At 69.7% G+C, this 12226-nt stretch carries 10 protein-coding genes and 1 pseudogene; 8 read left to right on the top strand and 3 right to left on the bottom strand.

Going from position 1 to position 12226, the window contains the following annotated elements; genetic code table 11:
- Nucleotides 1–98: 98 nt before the first annotated feature.
- Both QZV94_RS17535 and QZV94_RS17530 read left to right on the top strand, forming a co-directional pair.
- Nucleotides 99–626: a VOC family protein gene (locus tag QZV94_RS17535; RefSeq protein WP_293679535.1), complete on the top strand. Its 528-nt coding sequence runs from the start codon at nucleotides 99–101 to the stop codon at nucleotides 624–626.
- Nucleotides 626–1258, top strand: coding sequence for a carboxymuconolactone decarboxylase family protein (locus QZV94_RS17530; RefSeq protein ID WP_293679532.1), 633 nt, complete (start codon nucleotides 626–628; stop codon nucleotides 1256–1258). The genes QZV94_RS17535 and QZV94_RS17530 overlap by 1 nt, the downstream gene beginning before the upstream one ends.
- Nucleotides 1259–1271: 13 nt before the next feature.
- Here the strand turns inward: QZV94_RS17530 and cysN are convergent, their stop codons facing one another.
- The 3 genes from cysN to galE all read right to left on the bottom strand — a co-directional run bounded on the left by cysN (nucleotide 1272) and on the right by galE (nucleotide 5328).
- Nucleotides 1272–3155 (bottom strand): sulfate adenylyltransferase subunit CysN, encoded by a 1884-nt coding sequence (cysN, locus tag QZV94_RS17525; RefSeq protein ID WP_293679538.1) that lies wholly within the window; start codon nucleotides 3153–3155, stop codon nucleotides 1272–1274.
- A 32-nt stretch (nucleotides 3156–3187) separates the two neighbouring features.
- Nucleotides 3188–4138, bottom strand: a complete 951-nt coding sequence (gene cysD, locus QZV94_RS17520; RefSeq protein WP_293679529.1) for a sulfate adenylyltransferase subunit CysD — start codon at nucleotides 4136–4138, stop codon at nucleotides 3188–3190.
- Nucleotides 4139–4296: 158 nt separating this feature from the next.
- The gene (gene galE, locus QZV94_RS17515) at nucleotides 4297–5328 is read right to left on the bottom strand and encodes a UDP-glucose 4-epimerase GalE (protein ID WP_293679526.1); all 1032 of its coding nucleotides are present in this window, start codon (nucleotides 5326–5328) and stop codon (nucleotides 4297–4299) included.
- A gap of 114 nt (nucleotides 5329–5442) precedes the next feature.
- On the opposite strand from galE, the gene QZV94_RS17510 reads away from it, so the two are divergent.
- From QZV94_RS17510 to QZV94_RS25230, 6 genes and pseudogenes are all read left to right on the top strand, one after another.
- Entirely contained in the window at nucleotides 5443–7014 is a 1572-nt protein-coding gene (locus QZV94_RS17510; RefSeq protein ID WP_293679523.1) for an AlkA N-terminal domain-containing protein, read from the top strand.
- Nucleotides 6995–7528 (top strand): methylated-DNA--[protein]-cysteine S-methyltransferase, encoded by a 534-nt coding sequence (locus QZV94_RS17505; RefSeq protein ID WP_293679520.1) that lies wholly within the window; start codon nucleotides 6995–6997, stop codon nucleotides 7526–7528. Before QZV94_RS17510 ends, QZV94_RS17505 begins: the two co-directional genes overlap by 20 nt.
- Nucleotides 7529–7625: 97 nt before the next feature.
- Nucleotides 7626–7847, top strand: a complete 222-nt coding sequence (locus QZV94_RS17500; protein WP_293679516.1) for a hypothetical protein — start codon at nucleotides 7626–7628, stop codon at nucleotides 7845–7847.
- A 191-nt stretch (nucleotides 7848–8038) separates the two neighbouring features.
- Nucleotides 8039–10537 (top strand): polar localization protein TipN, encoded by a 2499-nt coding sequence (locus QZV94_RS17495; RefSeq protein ID WP_293679513.1) that lies wholly within the window; start codon nucleotides 8039–8041, stop codon nucleotides 10535–10537.
- Nucleotides 10538–10590: 53 nt separating this feature from the next.
- Nucleotides 10591–11419, top strand: a pseudogene (locus tag QZV94_RS17490) (IS630 family transposase); the annotation flags it as partial.
- Nucleotides 11420–11622: 203 nt separating this feature from the next.
- On the top strand, nucleotides 11623–12045 hold the full coding sequence (locus QZV94_RS25230) for a transposase (RefSeq protein WP_367254722.1): 423 nt from the start codon (nucleotides 11623–11625) through the stop codon (nucleotides 12043–12045).
- The last annotated feature ends 181 nt before the right edge of the window (nucleotides 12046–12226 follow it).

Genomic DNA, 12226 nt, shown 5'->3' with positions numbered 1-12226 from the left:
AGCATTTCGGTAAGATCGTCCTGGAGTTCTAGAGCGTGACACTCGCCACGCGTTGAAAGTTCGTTTTGCGCGCCTTGTCGAGGCGCAGGGAGGAACCCATGAAGACCAAGGGTATCAACCACCTGGCGCTGGTCTGCCGGGACATGGCCGAGACGGTGGAGTTCTATACCGAGAAGCTCGGCATGCCGCTGGTGAAGACCGTGTCCCTGCCGGACGGCGGCCAGCACTTCTTCTTTGATTGTGGCGGCGACACGCTGCTGGCCTTCTTCTGGTGGCCGGACGCCCCGCCCGCCGCGCCTGGGATCGCCTCGGTGGAGGACTTCCCGTCCAAGGGCCGCTCGGCGGTAGGGTCGATGAACCACGTCGCCTTCGACATGGACGACGACCAGCTGGAGGCCTCGATCGCGCAGTTGAAGGCGAAGGGCGTCCACGTCTCGGTGCCCGTGGTGGTGAACCACGACGACAGCCCCAGGGGTGTCTCCGAGAAGGTCCACGAAGGGGTCTGGGTCCGCTCGGTCTACTTCCGCGACCCCAACGGCATCATGCTGGAATACGCCGCCCTGCTGCGCGGTTTCCGCCCGGAAGACGTGGCCCACGAGCCCGGCCGCGCTCTGGAAACCGCCTGATGCCGCGTCTTAGGCAGGTCCCGAAGGCCGAGGCGACGTCGGAGCACGTCAAGCGCTCCTACAACCTGCTGTTCGGCGACCGCGACCCGGTGGCCGAGCCCGGCACCGCCACCGGCACCCGCGGCGACTGGTGGACGGTGTTCGCCCTGGTGCCCGACATCCTGGAGCACGCCAACCGCGGCTTCGCTCTCTATCGCGGCGACCGCAAGCTGGACCCGGTGCTGCGCGAACTCGGCCAGACCCGCGCCGGCTGGGCCAAGGGCAGCCAGTTTGTCTTCTCGCAACACTGCAAGTCGTTGCGGGGCCTGAAGGTCGCCGAGGAGAAGATCGCGGCGATCCCGCACTGGCAGGTGGCCGACTGCTTCGACGACAAGGAGCGCGCGGTCCTGGCCTACGCCGACTGCCTCGTGCAGGGCGGCCGGACGCCGCAGGCGGTGTTCGACAAGCTCAAGACCTTCCTCTCGGACGAGGAGATCCTCGAGTTCACCTACATCACCTGCCTCTATGACATGCATGCGGTGATGACCAAGGCGCTCCGCCTCGAGTTCGACGACCGCGACGACCCCATCGTCGAAGTCGCCGCCCCGAAGGACTTCAGCGCCCGGGACTTCCTGGATACGGGGCGGCGTTAGGCGGCGCCCACTTTTACCTTTCCAGCCAGGTGAAGATCGCCTCGGCCGCCTGTTCGGGGCTCATCGTGGTGGTGTCGATGCGGATTTCCGGTTGCTCCGGCGCCTCGTAGGGGCTGTCGATGCCGGTGAAGTTCTTGAGCTCGCCCGCGCGGGCCTTGGCGTAGAGGCCCTTTACGTCGCGCGTCTCAGCCTCGGCCAGGGGGGTGTCGACGAACACCTCGACGAACTCGCCCTCGGGCATCATCTCGCGCACCATCCGCCGCTCGGCGCGGAACGGGGAGATGAAGGCGGTGAGCACGATCAGGCCGGCGTCGGCCATGAGCTTGGCCACCTCCCCGACACGGCGGATGTTCTCGACCCGGTCTTCCTCGGTAAAGCCCAAGTCGCGGTTCAGCCCGTGGCGCACATTGTCGCCGTCCAGCAGGTAGGTGTGGCGGCCCTCCGCGTGCAGGCGCTTTTCGACGAGGTTGGCGATGGTCGACTTGCCGGCGCCGGAGAGGCCGGTGAACCAGACCACCCGCGGCCTCTGGCGCTTCGAGGCCGCGCGGGCGGCCTTGTGCACGTCGGTGGCCTGCCAGTGGATGTTCTGCGCGCGGCGGAGCGCAAAGTGCAGCATGCCGGCGCCGACCGTGCGGTTGGAGATCCGGTCGATGAGGATGAAGCCGCCCAGGTCCTTGTTCTCGGTGTAGGCGTCGAAGGCGATGGGGGCGGAGAGCGCTAGGTTGCAGACGCCGATCTCGTTCAACTCCAGCCGCGTGGCGGCCAGGTGCTCCAGGGTGTTGACGTTGACCTTGTATTTTGGCTCGGCCACCTGGGCCTGGACCGTCCGCGCCCCGGCCTTCAGCAGGTAGGGGCGGCCGGGTAGCAGGGGCTCGTCGTCGAACCAGACGATGGTGGCCTCGAACTGGTCGGAGACCTCCGGCGGCGAGGCGGCGGCGGCCAGGACGTCGCCGCGCGAGACGTCGATCTCGTCTTTGAGGGTGATGGTCACAGACTGGCCAGCGACGGCCTCGGGGAGGTCGCCGGTGAAGGTGACGATGCGCGCCACCGTGCTTTCGCGGCCGGAGGGCAGGGCCTTCACGCGGTCGCCGGGCCGGACGACGCCGGAGGAGACTTGGCCAGAGAAGCCGCGGAAGTCGAGGTCGGGGCGGTTCACCCACTGCACCGGCATGCGGAAGGGCCCGGCCTGCAGATCGTCCTCTACCGGCGCGTCCTCCAGCCAGCGCATCAACGGCGGGCCGGCGTACCAGGGCGACTTGTCGGAGGGTTCGGTGATGTTGTCGCCGCGCAGCGCCGACATCGGGATGGCGGTGAAGTCCTTGATGCCGATCTGGTCGGCGAAGTCGCGGTATTCGCCGACGATCGTATCGAACACCTCCTGGCTCCAGTCCACCAGGTCCATCTTGTTGATCGCCAGCACCACGTGGCGGATGCCGAGCAGGCTGACCAGGTAGCTGTGCCGCCGCGTCTGGGTGAGCACGCCCTTGCGGGCGTCGATCAGGATGATGGCCGCATCCGCCGTGGAGGCGCCGGTGACCATGTTGCGTGTGTACTGCTCGTGCCCGGGCGTGTCGGCGACGATGAACTTGCGCTTGTCGGTGGAGAAGAACCGGTAGGCGACGTCGATGGTGATGCCCTGCTCGCGCTCGGCGGCCAAGCCGTCGACCAGCAGCGCGAAGTCGATTTCCCCGCCCTGGGTGCCGACCTTCCGGGAGTCGGCTTCGAGGGCCGCCAGCTGGTCTTCGAAGATCATCTTGGAATCGTAGAGCAGGCGGCCGATCAGGGTCGACTTGCCGTCGTCCACCGAGCCGCAGGTCAGGAACCGCAGCAGCGACTTGTGCTGGTGGGCGTGGAGATAGGCCTCGATATCCTCGGCGATGAGGTCGGAGGCCTTCATCTCGTACTTGGGCGTTTCGAGCTGGGGGGCCATCAGAAATAGCCCTCCTGCTTCTTCTTCTCCATCGAGGCGGACTGGTCGTGGTCGATGACGCGGCCCTGGCGCTCTGAGGTGGTGGCCAGCAGCATCTCCTGGATGATCGCGGGGAGCGTGTTGGCCGTGCTCTCGATGGCGCCGGTCAGGGGATAGCAGCCCTGGGTGCGGAAGCGGATCGACTTCATCATCGGGACCTCGCCGGGGCGAAGCCGCATGCGATCGTCGTCGACCATGATCAGGTTGCCGTCGCGCTCCACCACCGGCCGCTCGGCGGCGAAGTAGAGCGGCACGATTGGGATGTCCTCCAGGTAGATGTATTGCCAGATGTCGAGCTCCGTCCAATTGGAGATCGGGAAGGCGCGGAAGTTCTCACCCGGGCCCTTGCGGGTGTTGTAGAGGCGCCAAAGCTCGGGGCGCTGCAGCTTGGGGTCCCAACGGTGCTGGGCGGAGCGGAAGCTGAGGATCCGCTCCTTGGCCCGCGACTTCTCCTCGTCGCGCCGGCCGCCGCCGAAGGCCGCGTCGAAGCCCCACTTGTCGATGGCCTGCTTCAGACCCTCGGTCTTCCACATGTCGGTGTGCAGCGAGCCGTGGTCGAAGGGGTTGATCCCCCGCTCGACGGCCTCCGGATTCTTGTGGACCAGCAGCTCCATGCCCGTCTCGCGGGCCATCCGCTCGCGCATCTCGTACATGGCGCGGAACTTCCAGGTCGTATCCACATGGAGGAGAGGGAAGGGGGGCTTGGACGGATAGAAGGCCTTCATCGCCAGGCGCAGCATCACTGCGGAGTCCTTGCCGATGGAGTAGAGCATCACCGGGTTCTCGCACTCGGCGACAACCTCGCGGAAGATGTGGATGCTCTCGGCTTCCAGCCGCTGCAGATGGGTGAGGGTCTTGGGAGACAAGGCGCCTTCGCGGCTGGCTGGGCGTGACAGGACGGGTGCGTCCATCGGGACCTTACTAGCATGACGGCGAGCGCAGGGACCGCCCAGGTTCGGCGGGTCAGTTAGCGGCGGCGTCCGGCGCGCACAAGGCAAGCAGCCCCCAGGAATTCTGACGAGGTTCCCAGGGCAGGTGGGCGGACGCCGCCGGCGCGGCCGCCGTTCGACTAGGTCTTGCGGGCCCCGCGACTGCCGGCCCCATAGCGGGGCTGGCCCTCCCAGCGCAGGGCGTCGCGAACGATCTCGTCCAGCGACGAGCACAGCGGCTCCCAGCCCAGCAGGCTCCTGGCCCGGCTGGCGTTGGCCACCAGGCTGGGGGGGTCGCCGTCGCGCCGGGGCCCGGTGCTGTGCGGCACGGGCCGGCCGAGCGCGCGCCCGACAGCGCCCACCACATCGCGAACGGAGTGGCCCGCGCCCGTGCCGATGTTGACCGCCTCGAAGGCGCCAGCCGGCAGGTCGACCTCCAGCGCCGCGACGTGGGCGCTCGCCAGGTCGTTCACATGGATATAGTCGCGCAGGCAGGTGCCGTCGGGCGTGTCGAAGTCGTCGCCGAAGACGGTCAGTGGCTTGCCGTCGCCAAGGCCGGCAGCCATCGCCAGCGGGATCAGGTGCGTCTCCGGCTCATGGGCTTCGCCGATCAGGCCGGACGGGTCGGCCCCGGCGGCGTTGAAGTAGCGTAGCGCCACGCCGGTGAGCCCATAGGCGCGGCACTGCGCGGCGATCATCCACTCGCAGGCCAGCTTGGTGTCGCCATACGGGCTGGAGGGCGTCTTGGGCGCCTCCTCCGGTATGGTCTCGAGCGGCCCGCGCCCGGCCTGGCCGTAGACCGCTGCGCTGGACGAGAAGACCAGACGGCCGACCCCGTGTGTCTGCATCGCGGTGAGCAGCGAGCGGGTGCCGGCCACGTTGATGTCCCAGAACAGGTCCGGCCGCTGGGTCGACCGGCCCACCTCGATCAACCCGGCGAAGTGGATCACCGCCTGCACGCCGTGCTCCGTGAAGGCCCGGCCGAGCGCCGCCTCATCGCGAATATCGCCCTGAACAAGCTCGCCCCACCGCACGGCCTCGCGGTAGCCAGAAGTGAGGTTGTCGAACACCACCGGCCGAAAGCCGCGTTCGCCCAGCGCCTTGGCGGTATGCGCCCCGATGTAGCCTGCGCCGCCGGTGACAAGGACGGTGGGTTTCGACTCGCCGATCATCCTTCTCCTGTTCGATCAGGCTTGTCCGATCGAGACCATGCCTCTGCTTCAAAACCGGCGCTTCGTCCATGGGGTAGGAGGCTAGATGCCTCATCCGGCGAACGAGGTCAGTGCATGTCCGAAAACCGCGAGACTTCCTGCGGCCGAGCGCTCACCTTGGCCGGCATGGACATGGATTTCGAGGCCTGCCGCCGCGCCTTTGTCACCCGCGATCCGCGGTTCGACGGGCGGATCTTCGCCGGAGTGAAGACGACGGGCATCTATTGCCGGCCGATCTGCCCGGCGCGGACGCCGAAGCCGCAGAACATGACGTTCTACCCGACCGCGGCGGCGGCGCAGGAGGCGGGGTACCGGCCCTGCCTGCGGTGCCGGCCAGAGGCTTCGCCCGACCTCGGCGCGTGGCGCGGGACCTCGAACACGGTGAGCCGCGCGCTAGCGTTGATCGAGGCCGGCGCGATGGACAACGGCGACGCGGACGCGCTGGCCGGCCGCCTGGGCGTGGGCGAGCGCCAGCTGCGCCGCCTGTTCCGCCAGCACCTCGGCGCCTCGCCTGTCTCGGTGGCCCAGACGCGACGCGTCCTTCTGGCTAAGCAGCTGATCCAGGAAACCCGCCTGCCGATGAGCGAGGTGGCGATGGCGTCCGGATTCGGGAGCGTGCGGCGCTTCAACGAGACCTTCCAGCAGCTGTTCGGCCGCCCGCCGGGCGAGTTGCGCCGCTCCCAGAAGGCCGAGACGCCGGCCGCGGACGGCATCTTCGTACGCCTGCCCTACAAGCCGCCCTACGACTGGGACGCGATCATCGGCTTCCTCGCCGCCCGGGCGATCCCCGGAGTCGAGCGGGTGGAGCCCCGGCGCTACGCGCGGACGCTCGAGATCGAGGGTGCGCGCGGTGTTGTCATCGTGACGCCGCGGGGCGACGGCGCGCTGCAGGCCGAGATCCGCTTCCCGAAGCTGCAGGCCCTGCCAGCGGTGATCGCTCGCATCCGCCGCGTCTTCGACCTGTCGGCCGACCCAACCCTAATCGGCGCGCACCTGAGCCAGGACCCGGCGCTCGCCCCCCTGATCGCCGCGCGACCGGGCCTGCGGGCGCCTGGCGCCTGGGACGGCTTCGAGCTAGCGGTGCGCGCCATCCTGGGCCAGCAGATCACCGTCGGCGCCGCCCGCGGCCTCGCCGCCAAGCTCGTCGCCCGGTACGGGGAAACGATCGACGATCCGGCCGCCGCCGAGCTGGGGTTGACCCGGGTGTTCCCTTCGCCGGGCCGTCTGGTCGGCGAGGACATCGCCGCCCTCGGCATGCCGAGGGCCCGCGGGGCGGCGCTGGAGGCGCTGGCCCGCAAAGTGGCGGCCGATCCGACCATCTTCACCCCGCGCGCGGACCTCGGCAGCGCCATTGCAGCCCTGAAGGCGCTGCCCGGCGTCGGCGAATGGACCGCCCAGTACATCGCCCTGCGCGAATTGCGTGAGCCGGACGCCTTCCCCCAAGCCGACGTAGGCCTGATGCGGGCCATGGCCGACGAAGCGGGGCTGCGCCCCACAGCCGACCAACTGCTGGCCCGCAGCGAGCGGTGGCGGCCCTGGCGGGCTTATGCCGCGCAACACCTCTGGGCCGCCGATCCCGGCCTGGCCCAGGCCGCCAAGACGACACCATCCAAGAGGACAAAGACCGATGACCGCCGCGCCGCCTGAGACTCTCACGCTCGACCGCATCGTGACGCCGATCGGCACGGCCCTGGTGGTCACTGACGAGGCAGGCGTGCTGAGGGCCTTCAACTGGATCGACTACGAGGTCGCAATGTCGGCCTGGATCGCCAGGCGCTATCCGAAGGCCCTGCGGCGGGAGGGCGCCGGGCCGCTGCGCGATCGCTTCGACGCCTACTTCGCCGGCGAGGTCGATGCGTTCGTGACGGTGGGCTGGGAGGGCGCGGGCACCGCGTTCCAGCGCCAAGTGTGGCGTGCGCTGTGCGCCATCCCGGCTGGCGCGACGCTGAGCTATGCCGCGCTCGCCCAGCGGATCGGCCGTCCAACAGCGGTGCGCGCGGTCGGCCTGGCAAACGGCTCCAACCCGGTCGCCCTGGTCGTTCCCTGTCACCGGGTGATCGGCTCGGACGGCTCGCTGACTGGTTACGGCGGTGGCCTCCACCGCAAGCGCTGGCTGCTGGAGCACGAAGGCGCGTCGTACGGAGGCCGCCTCGCGGCCTGACCGCGGCCTTACATTGCGAAAAATTAAGGTGGCGAACGGGTGCGGCTCGGGAGGCGCTGCCTTATACCGGAGCCTGAAGATTCGGCGGGTGAGCGCCATGGCGACATTGACGGAAATGGTGGCGGCCGTCGTGCTGCAGTCCTCCGCCGCCGCATTCTCGCATTTCGGCGTCGTCCTTGAGGCGCCCCAGGCTACGCCGCCCCCCTCGGAACAACGCGTGGTCGCCCGCAGCCCTCGCAGGCTCGAGCGAACGGACCGGCTGCAGAAGGTCGACGTCTGCCCCGAGGCCGCCGCGAAGGCCCGCCCCGTCAAGGCGTGATCGGCGTCGGGACGCGGGAGGCCCGCGACATGGCGACCAATCGCTGAATGATTCGCGCGTCGCCCGTTGGCGTCAGGAGCCGCCAGGGGTAATCCTGGGGAGAGGGGACCGTCGGCGCGATCGGCGGCGTCCGCCGCGCCCGCGCCGCGCCCTCATCGCCCGATCTGCGGGAAGGGAAGGGACGGCCTGGCATGAAGTTCTCCAAGCGGCCGCACCCGATGAACTTCGGCGGGCCCGATGAAGAGCCGCAAGCCGGACCTGCTTCCTACGAAGCCTACCGCGCTGAGGTCGCGCCGGTCGGCTTCCACATCGATGCGCATCAGGACGACAGCCCGATGGCCATCCGTGGCGGCGTCGGGGCCGTGACCCACCATGGGGCCAGCCAGGAGGTGTCGCGATTTGGCCTCGACGACGAGGCGCCGTCCGGTTGGCCGACCTGGGTGATCGCCGTCGGGGTGGCGCTGCTCTGGGCGCTCGGCCCGATCGCGTTCGCGCTCGGCTATCGGGCCAAGGTCTCGCCGCTGCAGGACGACCAGTTCGCGCTGATCGTCTTCGCGCTGTTGGCCATCGGGCCGGCGATCTTCGTGCTGGGCGCCGCCTACATGATCCGCCAGGGCCAGCAGCTGGCGTTCGAGGCGCGCCGAGCCAAAGACATGGCCCACGACATGCTCTCGCCGGCCCTGATCGCCGCCGCGCGCGCCGGTGACGCGGCCCATGTGGTGCGCGACGAGATCCGCCGCGCGGCCCTCGCCGCGGACGAGGCGCGCGAGACTCTGACCGCGCTGGGCGATGCGCTCGCCTTTGAGACCGACAAGCTGACCGGCGCGACGGCGCAGTCCGTGCGTACGGCCCAAGAACTGGCGACCACCCTTGGCCGGGAGCGCTCCGAGATGAGCGGCATGGCGCAGACGCTGGACGCCCAGGCCACCCGCATCGCCGACGCCGTCACCCAGCAGGCCCGCATGGTCGCCGACGCGGCCGGCCTGGCAGAGACCCAGATCCGCGAGGCTGAGGGCGCGCTCTCGGCCCGTGCGGCGGATCTAGCGGCCGCCGCCGGCGAGGCCAGCGACGCCGCGCGCACCGCCGGCGAGGACCTGACCCGACACATCGCGCGCCTGGAGACCGCCGGGACCGGCGTGGCCGAGCAGGTGCGCGCCGTGGAAGCCGGCCTTGGCGAACAGCGCACCGCCCTGGTGGCCCTCAGCCAGACCCTGAAGGCCGACCAGGAGGCGTTCGCGGGTCAGGCCGACGCCCATGCCGCCAAGCTCGCCGAATTCGTCGATCGCGCGCGCAACTCCACCGACGAGATGACCGAGCGCGCGACGATGGGCAGCGAGGCGCTGAAGGCGCTGATGTCTGATGCCGCCCTGCAGTTCCGCGACCTGGCCGAGACCGCCAAGGCCGAGCGCGAGGAGTTCGGCCAGTCCACGCTGCAGTCCCTCGAGGCGGTCTCCGCCGCCGCCGCGGACCAACGCGCCGCGCTCGAAGCACAGACGCGCGCCGCCATCGACGCCTTGGCCGCCGCCGCGGAGGAGACCCGCGCGGCCGCCGCGCGCCACGCCACCACGGCCCGCGAACAGGTCGACCAACTCTCCGAAGCCGCCTTCAGCGCCGGCCAGAAGGCGAACCAGGTGTTCGAGGCCAGGCTGGAGGAGGCGAGGGCGCTGGTCGAGCAGTCCTCCAAGATGGTGGAGGATGCCGGCGCCGCCACGGCCCGGAAGCTGGAAGCCGGGGCGGAGGCCGCCCGCGCCACCCTGGGCGAGCTTTCCGCCCTGCTGGCCGAGGTGGAGGCCCGCGCCGCCAAGCTGCCCGCTGCCGCGCAGGGCCAGGCAGACCACGTGCGCGCCGTGGTTGCCGAGGGCATGGATGAACTGATGGCCCAGGCGCGGCGCACGGCCGAGCAGGCCGAGGCCATAGACATGGCCTTCCAGGACCGCGTGCGGCGCAACTTCGAGATGCTGTCGGAGGCGGTCCGGCTGATGGGAGTCGCCGCGGTCGCCCCGGCGACTCCCCCCGAGCCGCTGCCCGCCCCCGCGCCGGGCCGCCGCACCGAGACCGCGCCGCCGCAGGCAGCGGCGGCCGAGCCCCCGTCGCTGGACGAGCCGTCGCAGGAGCAGGCGTCGGCCGCGGCGCTCGCCGACCGCATCGGCCTGCGCAACCGCATACGCCTGACGCCCACCGCCACCGACCGGGAGTTCAGCGCCGTCTTCGAGGCGGCCAGCGGCGGCCCCGCGCCCGCCCCCAGTCCCGGCGGCGACGAGGCCGAGGACGGCGGCGACGCCTGGACCTGGAAGGATCTGCTGGCGTCCCTCGACGGCGCCGACGGTGAGGGAGAGCGGCTGGAGGAGGTGCTGGGCGCAGAACTGGCCCGCATGGGCGTCGACGCCGCCAAGCTGTTGCCCATGGCGCGCGTGGAGGAAATCGCCGCCGTCATGCAGGCCGGCGACCTGGACGGGGCCCGCGAGGTCGTCCGCAAGCTGGCCCCGGCCGCCACGCGCCGCATCGCGCGGCGCCTGTTCACCGACGACGAGGTCAAACGCAAGACCGAGATCTACATCCGCCGCTACCAGACCCTGATCGGCGACGCGGCGGGCCGCGACCCTGAGGGCTTCCTGCTGGCCGACCTGCTGGGTGGCGACGCGGGCCAGGTGTTCCTGTTGCTCGACGCCGCTGCGGGGGACATGATCTGAGGGCGTCGGCCCGATCTGACGGAATCGGGATCCGCTGGATGGAGGCAGCTTGGATGACGGCTCCCTATTCGATGGACCTTCGCGAGCGGGCGCTGGCTCGGAAGGCGGCGGGGGAGACGCACAGGCAGATCGAGGCGGCGCTGCGGATCAGCCCGTCGTGCGTGTCGAAGTGGACGTGTCGCGAGCGCGGGACGGGGTCGGTGGCCCCGGCCTAGGTCGGGGGCTACAAGCCGCGGACGCTGTCGGGGGAGGTCGCCGAGTGGCTTCGGCGGCGGGTTCAGGCGGGACCGTTCACGTTGCGGGGTCTGGCGGCGGAGCTGGCAGCGCGCGTGGTGAGGACGCAGCCGCGTGCGGTGTGGGTGTTCGTCCACGACGAGGACCTGAGCTTCAAAAAAACCCTGCTGCCCGAGGAGCAGACGCGGCCTGACGTGGCCCGCCGCAGGGCCCTGGCGGGCGCATCAGGGGCGGATCGAGGCCTCCCGCCTGGTCTTCATCGACGAGACCTGGATCAAGACCAACATGGCGCCTCTGAGGGGCTGGGGACCCCGCGGCCGGCGGCTGCGGGCCTATGCGCCGCACGGCCACTGGAAGACGCTGACCTTCATCGCCGTGCTGCGGTGCGATCGGATCGAGGCGCCCTTCGTCTTCGACGGGCCGATCAACGGCGAGGCTTTCCACCTCTACGTCGACCGGATCCTGGCTCCCGCGCTACGGCCCGGCGACGTCGTGATCATGGACAACCTCGGCAGCCACAAGGGCAAGGCCGCCAGCGCCGCCATCCGCGCCCGCAAGGCGCACCTGATCTTCCTGCCGCCCTACTCGCCAAACCTGAACCCCATCGAGCACGTCTTCGCCAAGCTCAAGCACCTCATGCGCAACGCCCAGCCCAGGGATGTCGAAGCCACATGGCGCGAAGCCGGCCAGTTCCTTGACCTCTTCGCTCTAGGTCACGGACCCATAGGTGCGGTTGTCGAATCGCTGAGGTGCTGATTCAATCTTCGTAGGATGGGTGTCGAAATGGCGCGCTTTGATCTGACGGATCGAGTGGTCTGTGATCCAGCCGTTGCTGCCGAACAAGCCTCGCGGTGTGCCTTGATGATCGCCGCGTGCTGAACGGCACCTTCTGGCGGTTGCGGACAGGGGCACCGTGGGCCGACATTCCCGATCGCGACGGACCGCACACGATCTGCGTCAACCGCGTCAACCGGTGGCGCAAGGTGGGGGTCTGGGACCGGCGCTTGAAGGCGGTTTCGCCGGCTTACGAAGGCGATATCCAGATGATCGATAGCTCGTCGATCCGGGTTCACCAGCATGGGACCAACGCCAAAAGAAGACGACCGATCCGGTTGCCTGGGTCGTTCGCGCGGCGGTCTGACCACCGAGGCCCACGCCCTGGTGGGACGCCAACGGCCTGCCCATCTGGCTCAAGCTTTCCGAAGGCCAGGCTCACAACGGGCGCTCGGCCGAGGCCATGCTGGACACCCTCAAAGCTGGCGACATCCTGCTGATCGACCGGGCCTGTGCAGCGACGAGCTCCGCCAGACCCTGGCTGACCGCGACACCTGGGCCAACGTCAAGCCCATGCCCATCGCAATAACATCCCGGCCTTCTCAGGCTTCCTGTACCGCTACAGGAACGCGGTCGAGCGGTTCTTCACAAGATCAATCGCTACCGAGGCGGCGCAACCCG

This window comes from uncultured Phenylobacterium sp. (assembly GCF_902826855.1).
Taxonomy (GTDB): domain Bacteria; phylum Pseudomonadota; class Alphaproteobacteria; order Caulobacterales; family Caulobacteraceae; genus Phenylobacterium.
The sequence above is the reverse complement of the archived record's forward strand: the minus strand, read 5'-3'. Positions and strand labels throughout refer to the sequence as shown.